This is a genomic window from Pseudanabaena sp. UWO311, from assembly GCF_006937785.1.
Classification (GTDB): domain Bacteria; phylum Cyanobacteriota; class Cyanobacteriia; order Pseudanabaenales; family Pseudanabaenaceae; genus Pseudanabaena.
The window spans coordinates 1-19912 of sequence record NZ_SJEE01000021.1; the positions used below are offsets into that span (position 1 = coordinate 1).

General features: G+C 41.3%; 25 protein-coding genes. 12 read left to right on the forward strand and 13 right to left on the reverse strand.

The genetic code is table 11. The annotated features are described in order from the left end of the window. Positions 1-260: 260 nt before the first annotated feature. Positions 261-743, reverse strand: a complete 483-nt coding sequence (locus PseudUWO311_RS15730) for a hypothetical protein (RefSeq protein WP_142656197.1) — start codon at positions 741-743, stop codon at positions 261-263. 32 nt (positions 744-775) lie between these two features. Between PseudUWO311_RS15730 and PseudUWO311_RS24080 the strand changes: the two genes are divergently transcribed. Beyond that, positions 776-940, forward strand: coding sequence for a hypothetical protein (locus PseudUWO311_RS24080; RefSeq protein WP_190303524.1), 165 nt, complete (start codon positions 776-778; stop codon positions 938-940). A 434-nt stretch (positions 941-1374) separates the two neighbouring features. On the opposite strand, the gene tmpT is transcribed toward PseudUWO311_RS24080, so the two are convergent. After that, on the reverse strand, positions 1375-2013 hold the full coding sequence (gene tmpT, locus PseudUWO311_RS15735) for a thiopurine S-methyltransferase (RefSeq protein WP_142656198.1): 639 nt from the start codon (positions 2011-2013) through the stop codon (positions 1375-1377). Between the two features lie 138 nt (positions 2014-2151). On the opposite strand from tmpT, the gene PseudUWO311_RS15740 reads away from it, so the two are divergent. The 4 genes from PseudUWO311_RS15740 (at position 2152) to PseudUWO311_RS15755 (ending at position 5035) form a co-directional block, all read left to right on the forward strand. Then, positions 2152-3165, forward strand: a complete 1014-nt coding sequence (locus tag PseudUWO311_RS15740; RefSeq protein WP_142656199.1) for an agmatine deiminase family protein — start codon at positions 2152-2154, stop codon at positions 3163-3165. Positions 3166-3218: 53 nt separating this feature from the next. After that, positions 3219-4166 (forward strand): 50S ribosomal protein L11 methyltransferase, encoded by a 948-nt coding sequence (locus PseudUWO311_RS15745; protein ID WP_142656200.1) that lies wholly within the window; start codon positions 3219-3221, stop codon positions 4164-4166. A gap of 91 nt (positions 4167-4257) precedes the next feature. Continuing rightward, a complete protein-coding gene (locus PseudUWO311_RS15750) occupies positions 4258-4581 on the forward strand; it encodes a hypothetical protein (protein ID WP_142656201.1) in 324 nt (107 codons plus the stop codon). A gap of 226 nt (positions 4582-4807) precedes the next feature. Continuing rightward, positions 4808-5035 carry a hypothetical protein gene (locus PseudUWO311_RS15755; protein ID WP_142656202.1) on the forward strand — a complete coding sequence of 76 codons (228 nt, stop codon included), beginning with the start codon at positions 4808-4810 and terminating at the stop codon, positions 5033-5035. 31 nt (positions 5036-5066) lie between these two features. Here the strand turns inward: PseudUWO311_RS15755 and PseudUWO311_RS15760 are convergent, their stop codons facing one another. The 3 genes from PseudUWO311_RS15760 to PseudUWO311_RS15770 form a co-directional block, all read right to left on the reverse strand. Continuing rightward, on the reverse strand, positions 5067-5417 hold the full coding sequence (locus PseudUWO311_RS15760) for a hypothetical protein (protein WP_142656203.1): 351 nt from the start codon (positions 5415-5417) through the stop codon (positions 5067-5069). Between the two features lie 76 nt (positions 5418-5493). Beyond that, positions 5494-7032 carry an SPOR domain-containing protein gene (locus PseudUWO311_RS15765; RefSeq protein ID WP_142656204.1) on the reverse strand — a complete coding sequence of 513 codons (1539 nt, stop codon included), beginning with the start codon at positions 7030-7032 and terminating at the stop codon, positions 5494-5496. Between the two features lie 10 nt (positions 7033-7042). Then, the gene (locus PseudUWO311_RS15770) at positions 7043-7663 is read right to left on the reverse strand and encodes an RNA polymerase sigma factor (protein WP_142656205.1); all 621 of its coding nucleotides are present in this window, start codon (positions 7661-7663) and stop codon (positions 7043-7045) included. Positions 7664-7980: 317 nt separating this feature from the next. Here PseudUWO311_RS15770 and PseudUWO311_RS15775 point away from each other — a divergent pair, with 317 nt between their 5' ends. From PseudUWO311_RS15775 to PseudUWO311_RS15790, 4 genes are all read left to right on the forward strand, one after another. Beyond that, complete coding sequence (locus PseudUWO311_RS15775; RefSeq protein WP_142656206.1) at positions 7981-8229, forward strand: hypothetical protein; 249 nt, start codon at positions 7981-7983, stop codon at positions 8227-8229. Next, positions 8210-8563 carry a type II toxin-antitoxin system PemK/MazF family toxin gene (locus PseudUWO311_RS15780; protein WP_142656207.1) on the forward strand — a complete coding sequence of 118 codons (354 nt, stop codon included), beginning with the start codon at positions 8210-8212 and terminating at the stop codon, positions 8561-8563. The genes PseudUWO311_RS15775 and PseudUWO311_RS15780 overlap by 20 nt, the downstream gene beginning before the upstream one ends. Positions 8564-8729: 166 nt before the next feature. Continuing rightward, a complete protein-coding gene (locus tag PseudUWO311_RS15785) occupies positions 8730-9380 on the forward strand; it encodes a C40 family peptidase (protein ID WP_142656208.1) in 651 nt (216 codons plus the stop codon). A gap of 130 nt (positions 9381-9510) precedes the next feature. Next, positions 9511-10578 (forward strand): DUF1176 domain-containing protein, encoded by a 1068-nt coding sequence (locus tag PseudUWO311_RS15790; RefSeq protein ID WP_142656209.1) that lies wholly within the window; start codon positions 9511-9513, stop codon positions 10576-10578. A gap of 65 nt (positions 10579-10643) precedes the next feature. On the opposite strand, the gene PseudUWO311_RS15795 is transcribed toward PseudUWO311_RS15790, so the two are convergent. The 4 genes from PseudUWO311_RS15795 to hpf form a co-directional block, all read right to left on the reverse strand. Then, entirely contained in the window at positions 10644-11762 is a 1119-nt protein-coding gene (locus tag PseudUWO311_RS15795; RefSeq protein ID WP_142656210.1) for an energy transducer TonB, read from the reverse strand. Between the two features lie 65 nt (positions 11763-11827). Continuing rightward, entirely contained in the window at positions 11828-12262 is a 435-nt protein-coding gene (locus PseudUWO311_RS15800; protein ID WP_142656211.1) for an ExbD/TolR family protein, read from the reverse strand. Positions 12263-12300: 38 nt separating this feature from the next. Further along, entirely contained in the window at positions 12301-12687 is a 387-nt protein-coding gene (gene queF, locus PseudUWO311_RS15805) for a preQ(1) synthase (protein ID WP_142656212.1), read from the reverse strand. Between the two features lie 142 nt (positions 12688-12829). After that, the gene (gene hpf, locus PseudUWO311_RS15810; RefSeq protein WP_142656213.1) at positions 12830-13405 is read right to left on the reverse strand and encodes a ribosome hibernation-promoting factor, HPF/YfiA family; all 576 of its coding nucleotides are present in this window, start codon (positions 13403-13405) and stop codon (positions 12830-12832) included. A 670-nt stretch (positions 13406-14075) separates the two neighbouring features. Here hpf and PseudUWO311_RS15815 point away from each other — a divergent pair. Next, positions 14076-15665 carry a glucose-6-phosphate isomerase gene (locus PseudUWO311_RS15815; RefSeq protein WP_142656214.1) on the forward strand — a complete coding sequence of 530 codons (1590 nt, stop codon included), beginning with the start codon at positions 14076-14078 and terminating at the stop codon, positions 15663-15665. Between the two features lie 181 nt (positions 15666-15846). After that, positions 15847-16383 carry a cyclic nucleotide-binding domain-containing protein gene (locus PseudUWO311_RS15820; RefSeq protein ID WP_142656215.1) on the forward strand — a complete coding sequence of 179 codons (537 nt, stop codon included), beginning with the start codon at positions 15847-15849 and terminating at the stop codon, positions 16381-16383. Positions 16384-16453: 70 nt separating this feature from the next. On the opposite strand, the gene PseudUWO311_RS15825 is transcribed toward PseudUWO311_RS15820, so the two are convergent. The 3 genes from PseudUWO311_RS15825 to efp all read right to left on the reverse strand — a co-directional run bounded on the left by PseudUWO311_RS15825 (position 16454) and on the right by efp (position 17902). Next, complete coding sequence (locus PseudUWO311_RS15825; protein ID WP_142656216.1) at positions 16454-16690, reverse strand: hypothetical protein; 237 nt, start codon at positions 16688-16690, stop codon at positions 16454-16456. A gap of 165 nt (positions 16691-16855) precedes the next feature. Further along, positions 16856-17341, reverse strand: coding sequence for an acetyl-CoA carboxylase biotin carboxyl carrier protein (accB, locus tag PseudUWO311_RS15830; protein WP_142656217.1), 486 nt, complete (start codon positions 17339-17341; stop codon positions 16856-16858). After that, the gene (gene efp / locus PseudUWO311_RS15835) at positions 17342-17902 is read right to left on the reverse strand and encodes an elongation factor P (protein ID WP_142656270.1); all 561 of its coding nucleotides are present in this window, start codon (positions 17900-17902) and stop codon (positions 17342-17344) included. A 271-nt stretch (positions 17903-18173) separates the two neighbouring features. Here efp and trxA point away from each other — a divergent pair, with 271 nt between their 5' ends. Continuing rightward, positions 18174-18491 (forward strand): thioredoxin, encoded by a 318-nt coding sequence (gene trxA / locus PseudUWO311_RS15840; protein ID WP_142656218.1) that lies wholly within the window; start codon positions 18174-18176, stop codon positions 18489-18491. Between the two features lie 87 nt (positions 18492-18578). Here the strand turns inward: trxA and PseudUWO311_RS15845 are convergent, their stop codons facing one another. Further along, positions 18579-19691, reverse strand: coding sequence for a CobW family GTP-binding protein (locus PseudUWO311_RS15845; RefSeq protein ID WP_142656219.1), 1113 nt, complete (start codon positions 19689-19691; stop codon positions 18579-18581). Between the last annotated feature and the right edge of the window lie 221 nt (positions 19692-19912).

The following is a 19912-nucleotide window of genomic DNA, read 5'->3' on the forward strand; positions in this document are numbered from 1 at the left end:
TATAAAGTCTGGGAAATACCCCATCAGTCGCAGCTTATTTTTAGCGGCAAAAAGAACGACTAGTCCTGTTGTTAAACAATTTATCGAGTTTGCACTTTCTCCGCAGGGGCAACAAATTGGGCAGAATCTGGGATTTATTTCAGTGCAATAATTATTCGATTATGAAGGAGCCAGTGTAAAAGCGATCGCGACCTTCGGAGATCATTTTTGTATGGAAGTCCATAGAGCTAATTTCGCTAGAACTGTCTATACCTTATATCTCAATACTTTAACTGGAATACATTTTTTCTAGCTTTGTTGATAGTGTCTTGCGTCCCTTCACTATCATTGACCTGAAAAGCTATGAGTTCATCGGCAATATCGATGATTTGGGTAATGCGATTAAAATACGCTTCTTTGTCAATAATTTGAGCAGTCCCTTCAACCAAGCAACCCATTGACCTCACAGTTTCCAACTGCAAAATCAAAGTTTCCGCCTGTTCGCGAGTAATTACCCCCTCACTCGCACGATTCAAATAGTGAGCGCTGTATATTTCCAACGTAGACGGGATAATAATTTTTAATTGACTAGCATCAACACCAGCTTGTAATGCTTCATCAGTAGCAAAGAAATCAACACCTAAAGCACCATCTGAAACAAGCCCATTGCTAAGGACAAGCAGCGATCGCACTTCCTCTCGCACCTTGCTTTCTATGTCAAGATTAGTTTGTCGCCAACTTCCTGCGATCGCAGTCCATTTCATGAGTTAAATCTTTCCCCTAGAACAATTCAAACATGGAACTAAAATCTGCTAAACCTAAATCTAGACTCAGATACCTACGCATATTGTTTTTCATTCCTGCGATCGTTGCTTTGGGTGTGATGGCATATTGCATCTGGCAGATATTTCCTTGGTTTGTGGCGATGGCGATCGCAGCCTTTTTTCGTCTTTGCCCATAGGGATCGCTTGCCGAAACCCGATACTTGCCTTTATCAGGATATGGGATCGCTTAATTTATATATGTCATGAATAGGCGATCAGAACTTATCCCAACTACTTTTATTTCACTTTACTGCACGATTAATCCCTGACTTGCAAATGTATAATTGTTTGTTAGGAAAAATCAATTACCCCGATTTTTACCCCGTAACCTTGTTGACAATACTCAAAAGCTTTACTCTACAATCTTTCCAGCAAATAACGATACCACATTGACATCGTGGGGGTCGATGGTTCGAGTCCACTTGCGTTCATATGCTAAAAACACACTACTAGTATGGCTATTGGGATTTAACAAATCCTAATAGTCTGTTTCAAACAATACTCATATCGATCATCCATTGCGCTGAAGGCGATCGCTAGTAATGTGAGTGATGATTTTCTTACACAAGTATCAATCATTTCTTAGCAGCCAAACATTCTCTTTTGCAGGGCATTTTCCCTTCATTCCACTAGGTAAATTTGTGCTTAGCATAAGAGTCAGATCATAATTATAACTGTAGTGCTGATTTAACTCCTCGTCACTGATTGAAAAAGGAGGACCTTCCATGAGGCTTTGGTCATACTCATAGCAAATCAGCAACTGTGGAGCTTTATCCGTAATCTCAGTTAAGTGCGCTGTGTATCGATCGCGCATTGCTCTGGGCAGAGCCACTAAAGCCGCCCTATCATAAATTGCCTCAACTAATCCAAGCATCTTGCTAGATAAATCAAAAATATCTCCAACAAATATGTCGATATTTGCTGCACTGTAATGCTCTACTTCACCAACTCTTGATATTTGTGGCTCCACTTCAAGATGCGTAAATAATTGCTCAATGGCAATATTGCTCAATTCAGCACCAGCAACTCGATAACCATTAGAAAGTAGCCAAGGAATATCAAGGGTTTTACCGCACAATGGTAAAAATACGCGACTGCCTTTTTCTAAAGAAAGTTCTTTAAAATATTTGACCAGTAGTGGGTTGGCTTCACTTTCATGAAAAGCAATATTATTTTCTCTCCACTTTGTGAGCCAAAAACTTGTATCCATAAATACCCTCTACAGAAATTTACCGTTGCATGACTGGTAAAAGCCGCGTAAAGACTTAGTAGCGACTTAATTGTATAGCGCGATCGCCCAAAATAAAGGTAGGATTTGCGATGGATTACTAATAACACTGCAACCGTCATGGATCACCCAAAAAAATTGGGCTACTCACAGCCAGCCGAATGGCAAACACACCAATCCTGTTGGCTAGCATTCCCTAGCCATCGCGACCTGTGGTTAGAATATCTCGATATTGTTCAAGCTGAATTTGTCGCTCTGGCGAGAGCGATCGCCAAATCTGAAAAGCTAGAAATACTGGTATTAGAAGAAACTGCCGCCCTCGCCAAAGAACTTTTAGGCGATTTACCAGTTCGATTCCATCAGATTCCCTTTGGAGACATCTGGATGCGCGATATCACTCCCATATACATCAAAAATGCTGAAGGAACAATTGGTGCATTGCAGTTTCAATGGAACGGTTGGGGTGGTAAATATATGCTCGAGCATGACGATCGCGTCGCGGAGAATATTCTTCAGACAATGGATATTCCTAAATTTGAATTTAATTGGGTACTCGAAGGTGGTGCGATCGAAGTGGATGGCGAAGAAACTTGCCTTACCACTAAGCAATGCCTACTGAATCCCAATCGCAATCCGCAGATGAATCAAGATGCGATCGAGTCTGGACTAAAAAATGCTTTAGGCGTAGAAAAAGTTCTGTGGATCGAGGAAGGGCTTCTTAATGACCATACGGACGGGCATATCGACACGATCGCACGTTTCATTGCACCGCATACAGTCATGTGTATGCAGCCAACCTCTGAGAAAGATCCCAATTATCAAGTCCTCAATCATATTGCTACTCAATTAGAATCAATGACCGATGCTAAGGGACGTAAATTGGATGTAGTTAAAATTCCTTCCCCTAGCCTCGTTCTTGATGATGAGGGCGAAATTATGCCTGCTAGCTATCTCAATTTCTACATCTCCAACGACAGCGTAATCATTCCGCTTTACGGTTCTGCTAATGATGAGTTAGCAGTTCAAGAAATCGCCAAGCATTTCCCAAATCGCAAAGCAATTGGTCTATCAGCCAAACATATTCTCCTTGGCGGCGGTGCATTCCATTGCATTACCTGTCACCAGCCAAAATAGGCAGTTCAGCGCTTCGCGCTGAACTTTCTATATTTTTTGAGAGCACATTAATTATGTCATGGATAGAATTGAGCCTCGATACCACCAATGAAGCCGTGGATTGGGTTTGTACATTACTTGCCAATGCGATCGCAGCCGAAGATATGCATATTAGTGAATATCGTGATCGCTCAGCCAAATGGACATTCACTATTCAATTGTATTTACCTGAAGACACCCAAATCTATCAACGCATAGAAGCAATCGATTCTATCCTAAAACCACTCCATCGCACAGGCATGACTACCGAGTTACAAACTTTTGTAGTTGCTCAGAATCCCCCTAAGATAGAATATAATCCCGAAAATTCATTGATTCGTTACATAGGCGATCGCTTTGTAATTCTATCTGCTGACTCTGATTATCAACCTAGCAATTCCCAAGAGATTGTTCTCCGTCTCCAAAATAGTCTCGCCTTTGGAAGTGGTCTCCATCCCGCTACCATCCTTAGTTTGCAACTAATAGAACGGCACACTCAGCCATCATTTTATGCCCTCGATCTTGGCTCAGGCTCAGGAATTCTGAGCGTGGCTTTAGCAAAACTTGGAGCAAAGGTTTTAGCGATCGATAACGATCGCATTGCCGTATCAGCCACTCAAGACGCAGTAGATCGGAATCAGGTCTCATCACTGGTCACAGTCAAAGAGGCGAGTCTTGGCAGTGCCAGCCAACTAGGAAATTGGATGGGCGGTGATAGCATTGAGTCAGTCACCGAAATCAAAGCTAATGGACAATTCGATCTCATCGTGGCAAATATTTTTGCGCGAGTGCATATTTCCCTCGCCGCCGAATTTTACAAAGCTTTACGTAATACTTCTACACATTCAGGAATCTTGATTACCGCAGGTTATACCAGAGATCGCGAAGAAGATGTAACTTCCGCAATGATTGAAGCAGGTTTTGTCGTATGCGATCGCGCTCAGATTGATGAATGGATTGCGATCGCATATCACACTTTTTAGAAATATTATTGCTGGTTAATAAAATGTGAATGTAAAAGCAATTTTTTGCTATACAGGTTTTAATTAATAAACATTAATTCTCACAAGCATCATGAACTATCTAAAAGTATTACCAATATTGAGTATTTTCGCTTTTCCTGCGATGGCTATGGCTCAATATCCGATTATTTTTAATCACGTAAAATACGTTTCTATTAGTCAAGAGTCATGTATTAGAAGAGCAGAAATAGCCGCCAAAGACTCTGGGTTCGATAGTAACTTTGAACCTCTTGCTAATGGGGCTTTTGGAGTCAATGGCAACTACAGCGTATCAATACGCTGTGAAGCAAGACGGGGAGTTGTCTTCTTTGCTGTAGCAGGTCCTGACAACCGCACTGCAAGCAACCTCGTAAAGAGGGTACAGCAGTCTTTTTAAATCTTTTCCTTCTAGAGCGATCACATCAATTTTCATTGTAATTGAACTTAACAATTACCGAAACATGGCTCAATACAAAAGATAAGCTAAAGGTTGATAATAGTGATAAGTTGAGCTAGTAGCGATCGCTACCGACTCAACTTATGTCTTGACTAGACTAATACCAGTTTAGAAATAGCTGGTACTATTTCTAAACTTTAAATTACACAGAGGAGTTGGAAAGTATATGGTGTATACCCCTTTGATCGGTTTCACTCTGTTTATCACCCTGTTTTTAGGAGCAGCATTTACACTAAGTTATTTCTGGTGGGCTGATCGCTACAAAACGCCAGAAGTCATTGCTGCAGAAGTCATGCAGTTCTCCGAACAAGTTACCAACGCTTTGTCAGTTTTTGCTGTTGGGATGCTCGCTTTTGGCATCATGCTAATATTTCTAAACTTTTCCCTTAAATAAATAAAGGCGAGTGCTATGCACTCGCCTTTATTTATAAGAAACCTACAGCTCCACCCAGCAAAATACTCATCAAAGCGATCGCGACAGGATGAATTACTAATGCCCAAATACTGGGAATCTTAATCCCTTCGCAAAGTGGAAATATTAAACGTGCAATTGTTGCATTAATCAGCAAAAAGCAAATAGCCCATAAAGGAATCCAGCGCAAATTTAATCCTACTAAAGCAATCCAAACAAAAATATTGGCGATCGCAACTAACCCCACCCCCTGCACCCAAGCTTTTCCAGATTCAATCGGGTGATTAGGAGACATCCATACTAGCCCCATCCATGTTAGTGATGCTAACAAACCGCAGGCGATCGCATCGAAAAAAAAGTGCATAGATTTTTGCGTCTCGCAAGTAACTTATCATTGCTAAATTGTGAAAGCACAAAGCGCTTTTACAATCTAGCAAATCTTATTCAATTCTGGCTGGAATACCCTGACGGCGTAATTGCTCAATTCTTTGCTGAGCCGCATTAGCATCTCGATAAGAGCCAACTTGCACTTGTCCATCACTAGGGCGCACATAAGCATCTCGCTCAACCTGTTGAGCGCTTGCAGCATAGCTATTCTCAACAACTACCCGATAGCTGCTACTTGGGGCGGGAGCCGCAGGAGCAGATGATAAAGGTGCAGCATATTTCACAGCAGTATTGCTACGCGGAGTTACATACACTGTCGTTGGCGCAGGATTGTCAGTAGGGCTGGTAGAGTTTGGAGGAGTCGATCTAGCGGGACTTGGAGAACTATTAGCTCTGCTAGTTGAAGGTCGGGGAGCGGGAGGATTGTAGGAGGGCGCAGGAGCCGAATCGTAGTTTCTGCTAGGAGGACTATAGGTACGCTCCGCAGGCGCTAAAGCAGGTGGTAGTGGGGCAACTGAAATGGGCGGTAATGCAGTTGATGGCACAGTTCTTAAAGGTGTGCTGGGAACAAAGGCGCTATTTGGAGCGAATAAACTTGATGACTTTGATGATGGGTTATTTAATGGATTTTTGGGCGCGATCGCAGGATTAGATAACGATTTATTGCTATTTGTCAATGTATTTTTATCGCCAGCAAAAGGAACAAATGATAAACCTGCATCATTTGATTTTTGTTGCTGATTTTGGAGATTAATATCACTACCTAAATCTGAGTTCTTGACATCATTTTGCGAAGATTTTTGTTTTGATTCAGGTTTAAAAAGTTTCATCACCCCAGATGGATCGACCATCAGATAGCCGATCGCAGCACTAGAGCAAAGCAACAATAACAGCGAAATAATCCCCACTGGATTCATTAAGCTGCGAAAGGCACTCTTTTCGTTTGGTGCGGAGGGAATCGGATAAGCAGACTCTTGTTCAATGGGTTGTTGATAGGAATCTGCATAATCATTGGCAAAGCTTTGCAAAATCTCATCATCGTCGGGTTCAGGTACTCTTGCCATCGTCGGCGAAGCCATACTGCTTGACTCACCATAGCCATTCATATCTTGAGCATAGGGCGAATCTTGTTCAAAGCCTCTGCCACTGAAACTTTCAAGACTTTGCAGAGATTCTAGCCCTTTAAAGTTATGTAACTCGGCTGCCGAAATATTAATTGATGAATTTGCTGGTAATCCTGCGCCCATCGGTGGCATCACAGGCATTTGAATTGTCCGCCGATCGCTGGTAGTTGAATCAGTAATTGGAGCGATCGGGGAGAGTGCATCGGACAAACTTGGTGATGTCCAGATCGACTGCGTGGAGACAGCACGAGGTCTAAAGGGATTGAGATAAGAGATGGTTTGACCGTTGTCTTGCCAATGGCGATAGCGATCTAGCTCATCATTGAGGCTCGCATCCAAACCAGCCAAAGCGGTTTGCAAGACTGAAGACTGAGCGATCGCAGGCAAAAAATCAGTCTCTGCGTCAGTACCCCTTGGGTTGTATGTTCTGGAAATAGTTGGAGAGATGGTGGGACTCAATGTTTGCATAATCTTTACCTCAGGCAGTAACGGCGGTTTGAGCTAGGTAAATGTCTCGGATATCTTCGGGAAGGGCATCTTCTAGGGCGTGATATGCCTTAACTAGAAGTTGTTTAACATCACTAGCAGAGATGTTTTCGCCTTCAGCATGTAAGTAAGCAGCGATGCGCGTATGGCTCCACTGAAAAGTTTGAGACAACAATAGTATCAGACGTAGGTTACCCGCCATCTGATTTAGCGCTTGATTAAGGTAGCACCAAAATACTGGTGGTGTATCTTTAAGTGAATATTGGATCTCTTCAACAGGAGGGACTTCAGCACGATTAATCATCATGGCCGCAATATTAATCAGCCAACTCTGCAAGGATAGACGCGGCGTATTCGCACGCAAGTCTAGCACTCGCATCTCGTGGTAGATATATTCCCAGGTTTTTACAAATAAGTAGTCTGATTGCACTGGCGATCTTGTTGCCGTACCAATTAGGGTGTACAGCACTTGTCCATAGCGACAAAAAATCGCTGCAAAATATTGTCCCTCTTCAGGATGTCTTTGAAATAGCGTCACGAGTTCGCGATCGCTCTTCTGGAAAAGCGCCTGAATCTTAGGGTGATGAATTTCGGGAAGGGGGGGAAGCTGCACGGTCACGGCTATTGCTAGCTCACTTTTTTAGTTTTCAAATTTGATGCACACATACTAGCAGCAAAGTATGATAATGCAACCCGTAGTTCGTACTAATTGTTTTTTAGCACCACAATTACAACTCCTTGCGCTCAAAATCCCAAGCAAGAAAATTTTTTAAGAGTGTTGCTTTGCAACACTCTTAAAAAATTTTCTTGGGGTTCGTTCGATCAGTAATTGCTATAGATGAGAGTGAGCGCTTCTTGTCTTTAGTTTTGGGCTTAGATTTTGGTATTCTAAAAGGTAACTTCCGCTCCAAAATCATGGAATAACTTGCTATGCTCACAAGTTTTGAAGGTTTATACCGTAACGGTCAAATCAAGATCGGAGATCTGCCCTCAGGCATACCCGATGGCACAAGAGTTATTGTTACTTTCCTGAATTCGGGTGGGATTGATTTAGAATCCCTCGGCATTAATAAGGCAGATGCGCAGATATTGAGATCCAGTTTATTTACTTTTGCCGAAGAGTGGGACAGTCCCGAAATGAGTATTTACGATAATTACGATGCAGCAAAAAAACGTTAAACGTGGAGACGTAGCTCTCGTAGTGTTTCCTAACTCAGATATGATTACGGCTAAAATAAGACCAGCGCTAATTGTCCAAGCTGATAATTTACAGACAGGACTACCACAAGTAGTAGTGGCGATGATTACTAGTCGCATGATCAGGAGTATTCATCCCAGTCGTGTTTTAGTGCTATTAAACACGATCGCTGGTAAGCAATCAGGGTTACTGACTGACTCAGTGGTAATGACCGATAATCTGACAACTATAACTATTTCATCGATTTACAATGTGATCGGTTCGCTGCCAACAACCGAAATTGATAAAGCCTTAAAGCATACATTGGGAATATAAATAAGAAAGGAGTCGCAAAGCGACTCCTTTCTTATTTATATTCCCAAAGAAGATGACGACGCAAAGCGTCGTCATCTTCTTTGGGTTTGGGTTCCTAAGCAAAATTTGTATTGCTATAGTGTCTAGAGCAAAAATATTAAATGCAAAATTAAATGCAAAAATTATCATGATTTATCGCAGTTTGGCTGACATTAATATTTACGACTCTCCAAAACTTGATCGCTTAGCAACGCAGATGGCAAAGGGTAGATATTTGCAAGTATTAGAAGCTGAGCCAAATTTTCTCAAAATCCAATTACTCGAAGATGACTATACAGGGTTACTGGATCGTCAAGATTTTGAAAAATTAGAACTTAGCGATCATCAAAGTTTTATCGATAATTTACCACCAGTTTTAAGTACTCAAGAAATTTGTGATCGACTTCCCGATGTGGTTACTTTTATTCAAAAAGCTATGGCAATACCAAATGAATATTTGTGGGGAGGGACAGTTGCGCCAAATTATGATTGTTCAGGATTAATGCAAGCTGCTTTTGCATCGGTCGGTATTTGGATACCCCGTGATGCCTATCAACAAGAAGAATTTGCAAAGACCGTGAGAATAGAAGAAATCCAAGTCGGCGATTTGATTTTTTTTGGCAATCCAACAAAAGCGACCCATGTTGGCATATACATCGGCAATGGTGAATATATTCATAGCTCAGGGAAAGAGCATGGACATAACGGAATTGCTATTAGTGAACTATCAGGATTAGATCAAGTTTCCCAATGGTATGCTAAGCAACTCCGTGGTGTAGGCAGAATTACAACATGTTAATAAGAACCAATATTGCGGTGCGGCGAAGCCGCGCCGCAATATTGGCAAGTTGGAACTCTCTATTTAGTTTTATGTCTTAACTAAAGGCGCGATCGCTATACTTAGAGTGCAGATATCAGGAGCAGGAATCATGTTGCGAATTCGACTTGGCTTAATGACTGTGATGGCAAGCCTTACCTTTATTGGGTGTAGTAATCAAGATCCGCCAAAAACATCGCCATCACCCAATAATTTGACGACAACCACGACAACTACTTCCAAAACGGTTTCTCCATCTCCTGATACAACTCCATCAAATACAAAGCCATCCCCCACATCTCCAAACACTTCTGCAAAAGCGATCGTTATTGGCGATATCAAAGAAATTGAAGGCGATATCATCTGCGGCAAAAACAAGGTGATTTATGCCTATGGAGAAACTTCTAATTATCGAGTTTATATTTGTGCAGACTCAAAAGAGCCTGATCGCCCTAAATATTACATCAGCCGAAACAAAGATGGTAGTGGCGGTTTGGACTTAGAAGCGATGAATTATAATCCGCAGAAAGATGGGGCGATCGAGTTTAACAATGATGGATATATATATACGCTCGAATCACCTACCACTCAAAATCCTGAGCCTGTATTGCGTGTAACTTTCCCCAACAAAAAATTAACTGAAGAGCAATTATTCCGCTATCTGACGCGCTCAAATCCGTCTAAGCCAGAAACTAGTTCTGCTGCTGATCCATTGCAATATGTTCTACAAAACCGCGAAAGTTTAGGGGTTTGTAAGGATAACTTCCGTTCAGAAGATGGACAAAGAGGAATGGGTTCTAAAGCCTTCCAGCTCTCTGATAAAAAGTACTTGGTGCAAATTCAGTGCTTCCTAGCTGCTTATCAAGGAAACTTTGAATATGTCCTATGGATTGACGAAGCACAAAAACCCCGTGCTGTCCCTCTTGAATTTGATAGTTTCCAAGAGCCAAAAGCAGGTGAAAAGCCACAACGGGTTACTTACAGGTCGATCGCAGGTTTACCTAGGGTTAATGTGCGATCGCAAACTATGACTAACTTCACCAAATTTCGAGGTGTTGGCGATTGTGGCTCATCGGCTCTTTATAAATTAGAAGGCGATCGCATGGTTTTACAAGAATATCGAGCTAAATATGCCTGTGATGGCAATTATGTTCAAGATTTTCCAATAATTTATCCATAAAAAGAAAGATGGCGCAATGCGCCATCTTTCTTTAGACCAAGGCGGCACATTGCGCCGCCTTTAGTTTAAGGGAATTTATATTTAGCTGTAACAAGACGATATACGCCACTAGCAGGATCTTCAATTGGTTTAAATTTGTATCCCTTAGCTGCTTCTCTAGCAATATCATCTAACTCAGGAATTCCACTTAAAACAAGAATTACAGTATCCTCTTCAATTTTACCGTTTGGATCAACTAACCACATAAATGTGACTGTCCCACTTTTCCCAGAAGTATTTGCTCGCTTGGGCGGAATCCAATCCACTCCTTTTTCTCGCTTACTGTTATCAAGATCAGATAGCAATGTATCAGGAGGCGCAATTTCTGTAATCTTGAGTAATTTTTTGTTATTTAAATCAAGAATTCTGGGATTTGCTATAAAAGCCGAAGTAGCATTGCCAATCGATTTTTCTCGGCGATCACCATTGCCTTCTTGTTGGTTTGTTGCAACTTTATCAGGGGCTTTGTTATTACCATTAGTTTTATTTGGTGCTATTCCATCCTTTTTGAGATTGCCGTTTTTAAACTCAGGCTTAAGGTTATCTGGCGGCTTCACAGGAGCAGTGTTATCGATCTGTCCAGATTTAGTAAAGCGCTGGGGCTGCTGTTCTTTTGGTGGTGGAGACACAGGAGTTTGTGTTTTCACAAAATCAGCTTTATCAGTGTCACTGGCTAATGGTGGAACCGAGTATGAATCTGTAACTGGTGGTAAATCCTCAAGACTGTCGATGCTATTTAAGTCTAAGGTGGTTAACGGATTGCTAAGGGTATCGGAAAATGTACTTTGGGGTGAGCCAGATTTGGGCGTATTTTTGACAAAGAAATTGTCTAAAGGTGATTTATTTGACTTTGAGTTATTTGGTATTGGCTTGGGAGGTAGCTTGACAACTGGAAGGGTTGAAACTGCGACTTCGCGAAGCTCTTCTTTTTTGATTGGATTTGGTGCGACTAAAGCAAAGGCAGTATGAATTCCGACCGAACCTGCTACAAGCAACCAAAAAGGGTTCTGCATAAACAGCCGACCTGCTTTATTCGTAAATTGAAGCATAGGATTATTCTTAGCCATAACTGTATGCACAGATTTAAACATAGGGTTATCAGCTTGACTTACATTTAGATCGCTTTTTGGTTCAGTTGGCAACATTGCTTTGTGCTTTATATAAGTATTTTGTTTTTGCAAGTATAAATTTACGAAGCAAAGCACTCGACTCAAGACCTAGATGTAGCGATCGCCACCCTATTACCAGCGATCGCCCTTAATTCTGACAACCGACTAATCACAATTTGATATGAGACAGTTGAATCGTCAGCACTAAGTACAATCATCCCTCTGGTGGAAGCTGCTAAGAACCGAGTAATCTCTTGTGACAACTGCTGAGGTGACATAGATTTGCCATCTTTTAACATTTGTCCCGCAGGATCAAGAGTGATTACGAAAACATCTTCTGGCTGAAGATCACCTGAATTTGAGTCGCCCTTACTATTGCGATCGCTAATTGGTAAATCAATCCCCATCCGACTTGGCATAGTCAGTGCGGCTGATAGCAAGATAAAAAATGCCAGAATCGAAAATACTACATCTAACAAAGCTGTTAGATTGATCTCAGCATTAGCCGATACTTGGTATTTCTTACGAATTTTCATAAATCAACTGCAATCATTTAAATGTGACGCATCTGTAGCTAAATTGTTTCTTGTGGCTTAGTGTAATTTACTTCCACAACTGTATGCACATTACCGCGAGGCGTAAAATCACCTTTGACATTAATTCTCAAGGGATCGCCTACCTTCACAAAATCATCAAGAATTTGATTAACCGCTTCTTCATGGGAAATGAAGCGATCGCGATAGCTATTGATGTACAGTTTAATTGCCTTGAGTTCTACCAACAATAGGTTGGGTGTATAGGTAATATAAATTGTGGCAAAGTCGGGATAGCCTGAAAATGGACATTTGCTAGTGAATTCAGGAAGAGTTATTTGAATTTTGTAATCTCTGCCAATTCGAGGATTCGGGAAAGTGGTTAGATTTACTTCTGCGATCGCTTGTTCGCCGTACTTAACAGTCATGTCTGCTCTGGTATAAAAAATAAAACTGCGAGAAATTTGCTTTAGTCTTCTAGCGTAGCAAATTTAAACTCAAAAAAAAGGAAGGACGCTAAGCGCCCTTCCTTTTTTGAGGAACTATTAGCGTCCTCTTCTGAAGTTTGTCTTAATTTTTTTTGACATCATGAGGTTGGATTACACCATAACCGCCATGATTTCGCTCATAGACAACGTTGATTTCCCCCGTATCCGCGTTACGAAAAACATAGAAGTCATGATCGATTAACTCCAGACGTTCAAGAGCCTCATCAACCGATAGTGCAGGCATGGCAAAGTACTTGTTTCGCACAACCTGATTTGGCAACTCAACCACACGATTGCCATTTGGTACTGGTATAGGAGGTTGCTCAACCACGGCAACACTGGTTTTTGCTGCAGCGCGATCGCTCTTGCGCTCCTTAAATTTCCGCAACTTGCGGGAAATCTTGTCAGCGACTAGGTCGATACTTGCATACAAATTCTCGCTCTTTTCCTCGGCGCGGATCACTGATCCATTGGCGTACACTGTTACTTCAGCCGATTGGCTAGAAGCAATGCGAGGGTTACGAGCCACAGATAGATGGACATCTACTTCTGTGGTTAATGCTTGGAAATGGCTCACCGCTTTGTCGATCTTTTGCTCGACGTACTCGCGAATGGCTTCCGTGACTTCAATATTCTTGCCTTGAATTACAAGTTTCATCTCTATGACCTCGCTTCTGAGTTCCAAATCAGCTAAAAAATTTGAAACGCGCAATCTTGTTTTTAATTACCCCACTGCGCCGAATAGCTGATTTGGCTATGAGATCACCATAACACTTTGCAGGTATTAGCAACCCAACTTCGATGCACTTCTTAACGTACGCTTAACAACTGATTTTGGCGTTTTTATCGCCTATACCACGAAAAATACGAAATACAAAAAATCTAAAATTCAAAGCAGCAATTCTCATTTTAAAAATCAATTTTTTGAAAGCTAAGTAGGCACGCTTAATTAATTACATATCTCAACCCGTAAGATTTCGCCCCGCTGGGGCGAAATCTTACGGGTTGAGGTAATTTATTCTGCACAGGTACTTATCCTGCGACTAGCTTTCAAAAAATACGCTTAATGAGAATTACTGAAATCTAAAGTTGATCGCAATCTGTAGGAATAACAGCAACAAGGTTGCTAATTATCACTTACGATTGGTTTGGTGCGTAACCAAAGGTTATGCATATTTAAGCTATTCACATTTACAACAATTTGTATGAAGTTTTAACACAATATTTTTGTTGAAAGGGTTGCAAAGCAACCCTTTCAACAAAAATATTGGTTTTTACATCAGCGCAAAGCGCTGTAAGCTATTCACAAAGAGCAAAGTGAGGTTCGTATGAGTTCGGCTGTGGAACTGTGGCAACGTTATCAAGACTGGCTGTACTACCATTCAGAGTTGGGTCTGTACGTGGATATCAGTCGGATCAGGTTTACGCCAGACTTTGTGACACAGATACAACCTAAGTTTGTTAGGGCTTTTGCTGATATGAAAGCCCTAGAGTTAGGAGCGATCGCCAATCCTGATGAGCAACGGATGGTGGGGCATTACTGGCTGAGGTCGCCTGAAATCGCCCCTACAGAAGAATTGCGCAGAGATATTACAGAGACTCTTGATCGCATAGAAGATTTTACAAAGAAGGTACATACGGGGATCATTCACCCACCAAGTGCACCAAAGTTTACAGATATTCTTTCGATTGGCATTGGTGGATCAGCCTTAGGGCCACAATTTGTTGCCCAATGTTTTGCTAAGGCGGATGTACCCCTCAAAATCAGCTTTATTGATAATGCTGATCCTGATGGAATCGACTTAGTGCTTGACCTATTGGGCGATCGCCTTAGCACTACATTAGTGTTGGTGATTTCCAAGTCTGGCGGTACTCCTGAAGCAGCAAATGGCATGAAAGAAGCTGAGTTTGCCTTTAAAAAAGCAGGCTTGGATTTTGCGAAACATGCGATCGCAATTACAGGTGTCGGTAGTGCATTGGAGAAATATGCGATCGCTAATGGCTGGATCGATCAATTCCCCATGTATGACTGGATTGGCGGCAGAACTTCGGAGCTCTCAGCAGTGGGTTTAGTACCTGCGGCTCTGCAAGGAATTGACATTCGCGAAATGTTGCGTGGAGCAGGTTTGATGGATGCCGCGACACGCATTGAGGATATTCGACAAAACCCTGCGGCTCTTCTAGCAATGTCATGGTACTTCACAGGCAATGGCAAGGGTGAAAAAGATATGGTTGTCTTGCCATATAAGGATCGACTTTTGTTGTTTAGTCGATATCTACAACAACTGGTGATGGAATCTCTCGGTAAAGAGAAAGATCTTGACGGCAATATTGTCTATCAAGGGATTGCGGTCTACGGCAACAAAGGATCTACTGATCAACATGCCTATGTGCAGCAACTGCGCGAAGGTGTCCCTAACTTTTTTGCAACTTTTATCGAAGTTTTACAAGACTCGGCAAAACCACATCCCGAAGTTGAAGAAGGAGTCGTCTCTGGTGATTATTTACTAGGGTTTCTTCAAGGTACTCGGAGTGCTCTGTATGAAAACGGTCGAGACTCAATTACAGTGACGATCCCATTTGTCTCTGAGCTTACGGTAGGAGCATTAATTGCTCTGTATGAGAGAGCTGTTAGTTTTTATGCTTCATTGGTGAATATCAATGCTTACCATCAACCTGGGGTTGAAGCAGGTAAAAAAGCTGGCGCAAAAGTACTTGCTTTACAAATGAAACTTGTTGAAGCTTTGACAACTTCAAATGTGTCTCTCTCACTGGAAGAAATTGCCATCAAAATCGGCGCTCAAGATGAAATTGAGTCTTTGTACCACATTGCCCGACATCTTCATGCCAATTGCAAAATCCTATTTGAAGGAGATTTATCTAAGCCTAAAACCTTAAAAATGATGCTAATTTTGTAACTTAATCCTAAAATAAAGGCGGCTCTTCACGCCGCCTTTATTTTAGGATTAAGCATTACTCAGATAGCTATAAAAATTTAAAAATACTATTTCTTAAATTTTTTGATTTGCATTACTATTTTTACGAAAGAATCTGCAAGAATATGACTTCTTAAGTTTTATCCAGTTACCGAGGTTAAATGTGAAGAAAATTTTACTTTTCTTTAGCGAACTCAATAATAGTGACCTTGACTGGCTTGTCCAGAAAGGAAAAAGCGAGACAATTGCCCCCGATCGCCTACTGATTCGAGAAGGTCAAATTAGTGAAGCTCTATATATCGTTGTGAGTGGATCGTTCAGTGTAGCTATTGAATCGCAAGATCACAAAGAACTAGCCAAAATTTCTGAAGGAGAAATCGTTGGTGAAGTATCTTTTATTGACACTAGACCACCTCTTGCTAGTGTGCGATCGCTGGAGGAAAGCATCGTATTATCAATACCAAGAGTTCAACTCTTGTCCAAACTTCAACAGGATATAAATTTTGCGTCGCGATTTTATCGCGCTATTTGCCTTTGCCTTTCTGATCGTCTGCGCGGTACAGTTAGTCGTCTTGGATATGGCTACGATATTGACAACTTAGAATCACATTTTGGTGGATTTGGTCAATCTATGTTGGGTAACTTAGAATTAGCCGAAGCAAAATTTAACTGGTTGATCAAAAATGTTCGCAAAGCTTAAACTCAGTAGAGTTCAAATCTTGATTGCCAAATAGGTTGGCGGCATCAAGATTTGAACATCAACAAACATTTTAAAAAACATGAAAAATGGTAACACCGAGCATTGCTTCGACGACTGAGGCAATAACTAGTCCTGTCCAAAATCTTCCAATGCTTTTACTAAATCCCAATGCATTGTCTTCGCGGCTTGCTGTAAAAAACATTGACCAAGCTTGGGTTTCACTTAAGCGAGCAAACTGATTAAAGTCTTCGCGAAAAGCGATCGGTGTAAAAAGGTTTTTGCCACTAAAGTCGAATTTGGTTTCCATGATTTCCTCTGAAGGAGTTACTCAATGTTTGATGCAGACATCGTAACAATTGTTTACAATTAAAAGCAATATCTCTTAGGTGTGCTCTAGGATTGCCATAAGACATAGAAAAGGCGGCACAAAGTGCCGCCTTTTCTATGTCTTATGAGTAATTGAGTCTAATCTTTAACTCGCTTCGATTCGCATTAAAACTTGACCATACTCAACTGGTTGAGTATTTTCCACTAGTATCTCTACAATTTTGCCAGAAGCCTCTGATTCGATCTCATTCATTAGTTTCATTGCTTCGATGATGCAAACTGTGTTGCCTTTTTTGACAGTATCGCCAATCTCAATGAAAGGGGACTCGTCTGGGGCAGGAGAACGGTAGAACGTACCAACCATGGGCGAGGTAATTTCTATCAGTTTTTTGGCTGGAAGAGAATCAGCGATCGTCGTGGTATGTGGCACTGTGCTAGCAGTAGTATTCTCGATCGCAGTTGAAGAAATTGCCGAGGCAACGGCAGTTGGCATTACCACAGGTGCGACAACTCTATTTTCGCTTTTACGGATGCTCAGACGGACATCGCCTGATTCTAGAGTCAGTTCGGTAATATCTGTCTTATTTAGAATCGTGACTAATTCACGTACTTGCTCTAAGCTAAATTCCACCTAATTTTCACGCCCCAAATACGTGTCTTCACGAGTATCAATTTTGATGCGATCACCAATGTTCACAAACAGAGGAACATTGATTGATGCACCAGTTTCCACTTTTGCAGATTTGCTACCGCCTGTCGCTGTGTCACCCTTTAAACCAGGATCAGTCTCGATTACTTCGAGGACAACTGTGTTGGGCAATTCCACTTCAATGATTCTTTCGCCCCAGCGTACGACATTGACTTCCATCCCTTCTTTGATGTACTTGACGCGAGTACCTATCTGGGCAGTAGTTAATGTAGCTTCATCAAAGCTCTGCATATCCATAAAGACATAATCATCGCCTTCTTTATAGGTGTGCTGCATTGAGCTTTTTTCTAGAACCGCTTGAGGGAGTGTTTCGCCAGCCCTAAAGGTTTTTTCTAAGGTCTTACCTGTCATCGCGCTTTTTAGCGTGGTGCGAACAAATGCGGAACCTTTGCCTGGTTTTACGTGTAAAAATTCAACTACACGCCAGACTTCGCCATCAAGTTCAATTGTTACACCGGGTCGGAAATCGTTACTAGAGATCATTGCAGGTTGAGTAATAGCCAGTGACAATTTTAGCCTAGCGATGTAACCTTTGCGACAAAAAATATTAAAACCAACATAAAGATAGGAAAGAAATATTGCGTACAGCAATTCTCATTATAAAAATCGGCTTTCAAAAACGATTTTGGTATTTCCAGATCCAAAGTTGCTGGAAACACCAAAATCAGTTTCATAAGAAGAATTGCTGTATTGCGTCTCTCCTACTTTTATGGCAATTGTTATAGAATTGAGTTTTTAGAGGAGCGATCGCCACATGTCAGTAAAAAAGCAATTTGGTAGTTTTGACGAATTGTTGGAGAGTTCAGAATTGCCTGTACTTGTAGACTTTTATGCGCCTTGGTGTGGACCTTGTCAGCTTATGACAGGGATTTTGGACAAAGTTAGTGAAAAGATGAAGGACAAAGTTCAGATTGTGAAGATCAATACTGATAATTATCCTGATCTAGCCTCGCAGTATAAGGTTTATGCTTTGCCAACATTGGTTTTGTTTAAGGATGGAGCACCTGTTGACAGAGTTGAGGGGGTAATTCAAGCTGAACAGCTATGCGATCGCATAGCTGTTCACGCCTAATCAAAAAAAGCACCAGTAAAGGTGCTTTTTTCAGTCCTTAAGAGGCAATAATGAGCCGCGCGAAGCCGCTGCCCATTATTGCCTGATTTAGACGAGACAGTCTGTAAGTTTTGATAGAAGTTCTTCACGGTGTAAATTACGACCAATGATCACTAGTTGATTATTTAAAGACTTACCGCGATCATCTGTCTTGAGTTCGTAACGTTTGCCACTGAGTTGAAAGACATAGCGGCTGTCGATATTGGCGAAGCATAAAATACCCTTGGCGCGGAAAACATCGATTGGCAATTGTTTGTCAAGAAAGTTTTGAAATTTATCAAGATCAAAAGCACGATCGCTTTGAAATGAAATTGATATAAAACCGTCGTTTTCTAGATGATTAGAATGATGATGATCATGGTCGTGATGATCATGCTGGCAGTTGGCATCATGGATATGTTCATGGACATGATCATGATCGTGGTCGTGGTGGGCGTGGTCGCCATGTTCGTGATGATCAGCCTCTTGACTAGACTCTTTAGTAGCAGCGATCGCTGATTGGTCGATCTCAATATCCAGAATTAACTGTAATGGGACAACACCTAAATGAGATCGCAAAATTCTGGCTTTAGTTTTATTTGTGTTGATGTATGTTTCTAGCTCTTGAAGTTTTTCTTCGGGAACCAGATCGGTTTTATTAAGAATAATAATATCGCCATACATGATTTGAGCATAGGCTGCATCACTATTAAAGTGATCAGATGTAAAAGCTTCGGAGTCAACTACAGTCAGAATTGAATCTAGGCGAGTTAAGTGCTGTAGCTCAGTGCCTAAAAATGTTAGAGCGATTGGCAAAGGATCGGCAACACCAGTAGTCTCGACAATCATGTAATCAATGCGATCGCCTTTTTCAAGGACACTATAAACAGCATCAACTAGACCATCATTGATAGTGCAACAAATACAACCATTGCTTAGTTCCATCATGTTTTCATCGACAGAAACTAACAATTGACTATCAATGTTGATATCACCAAACTCATTTACTAAAACCGCAACCTTTAAATCCTGCTGGTTTTGTAAAATGTGATTAAGCAAGGTGGTCTTGCCACTGCCTAAAAACCCTGTAATGATCGTAACTGGCATCCCGCGTTTGGGGACATCTACATCAATAATGTCTGGTGTAATTTCTTGTTTAACAATGCGATCGGAAGTGATCATGGACTTTAGGCAAGAATAACTTTGATTATCATTTTAGCTGATCATCACATAGCTCATCAAAACCGATTTCAGGGATTTCAGAACCGTAGGCTCTGAAATCCCTGAAATCGGTTTTGATTAATGCCCGTCGTCGGCAAACTTTCATCAAAATCATTCTTTAAAATGAGAAGTCCCGTAAAGCCCAGCATTTGTCTTTACTTTCTGAGTTTTATATCTTAGTT

Excerpts from the sequence above, each read along its gene's own strand:
- hpf (WP_142656213.1), bottom strand. The coding sequence starts at position 13,405 with ATGAAACTTGTAATTCAAGGCAAGAATATTGAAGTCACGGAAGCCATT.
- PseudUWO311_RS24080 (WP_190303524.1), top strand. The coding sequence starts at position 776 with ATGGAACTAAAATCTGCTAAACCTAAATCTAGACTCAGATACCTACGC.
- PseudUWO311_RS15785 (WP_142656208.1), top strand. The coding sequence starts at position 8,730 with ATGATTTATCGCAGTTTGGCTGACATTAATATTTACGACTCTCCAAAA.
- PseudUWO311_RS15815 (WP_142656214.1), top strand. The coding sequence starts at position 14,076 with ATGAGTTCGGCTGTGGAACTGTGGCAACGTTATCAAGACTGGCTGTAC.
- PseudUWO311_RS15795 (WP_142656210.1), bottom strand. The coding sequence starts at position 11,762 with ATGTTGCCAACTGAACCAAAAAGCGATCTAAATGTAAGTCAAGCTGAT.
- queF (WP_142656212.1), bottom strand. The coding sequence starts at position 12,687 with ATGACTGTTAAGTACGGCGAACAAGCGATCGCAGAAGTAAATCTAACC.
- PseudUWO311_RS15755 (WP_142656202.1), top strand. The coding sequence starts at position 4,808 with ATGGTGTATACCCCTTTGATCGGTTTCACTCTGTTTATCACCCTGTTT.
- PseudUWO311_RS15745 (WP_142656200.1), top strand. The coding sequence starts at position 3,219 with ATGTCATGGATAGAATTGAGCCTCGATACCACCAATGAAGCCGTGGAT.
- PseudUWO311_RS15780 (WP_142656207.1), top strand. The coding sequence starts at position 8,210 with ATGCAGCAAAAAAACGTTAAACGTGGAGACGTAGCTCTCGTAGTGTTT.
- PseudUWO311_RS15790 (WP_142656209.1), top strand. The coding sequence starts at position 9,511 with ATGTTGCGAATTCGACTTGGCTTAATGACTGTGATGGCAAGCCTTACC.
- efp (WP_142656270.1), bottom strand. The coding sequence starts at position 17,902 with ATGATCTCTAGTAACGATTTCCGACCCGGTGTAACAATTGAACTTGAT.
- PseudUWO311_RS15750 (WP_142656201.1), top strand. The coding sequence starts at position 4,258 with ATGAACTATCTAAAAGTATTACCAATATTGAGTATTTTCGCTTTTCCT.
- tmpT (WP_142656198.1), bottom strand. The coding sequence starts at position 2,013 with ATGGATACAAGTTTTTGGCTCACAAAGTGGAGAGAAAATAATATTGCT.
- PseudUWO311_RS15845 (WP_142656219.1), bottom strand. The coding sequence starts at position 19,691 with ATGATCACTTCCGATCGCATTGTTAAACAAGAAATTACACCAGACATT.
- PseudUWO311_RS15765 (WP_142656204.1), bottom strand. The coding sequence starts at position 7,032 with ATGCAAACATTGAGTCCCACCATCTCTCCAACTATTTCCAGAACATAC.
- PseudUWO311_RS15775 (WP_142656206.1), top strand. The coding sequence starts at position 7,981 with ATGCTCACAAGTTTTGAAGGTTTATACCGTAACGGTCAAATCAAGATC.
- PseudUWO311_RS15825 (WP_142656216.1), bottom strand. The coding sequence starts at position 16,690 with ATGGAAACCAAATTCGACTTTAGTGGCAAAAACCTTTTTACACCGATC.
- PseudUWO311_RS15740 (WP_142656199.1), top strand. The coding sequence starts at position 2,152 with ATGGATCACCCAAAAAAATTGGGCTACTCACAGCCAGCCGAATGGCAA.
- PseudUWO311_RS15800 (WP_142656211.1), bottom strand. The coding sequence starts at position 12,262 with ATGAAAATTCGTAAGAAATACCAAGTATCGGCTAATGCTGAGATCAAT.
- PseudUWO311_RS15760 (WP_142656203.1), bottom strand. The coding sequence starts at position 5,417 with ATGCACTTTTTTTTCGATGCGATCGCCTGCGGTTTGTTAGCATCACTA.
- PseudUWO311_RS15730 (WP_142656197.1), bottom strand. The coding sequence starts at position 743 with ATGAAATGGACTGCGATCGCAGGAAGTTGGCGACAAACTAATCTTGAC.
- trxA (WP_142656218.1), top strand. The coding sequence starts at position 18,174 with ATGTCAGTAAAAAAGCAATTTGGTAGTTTTGACGAATTGTTGGAGAGT.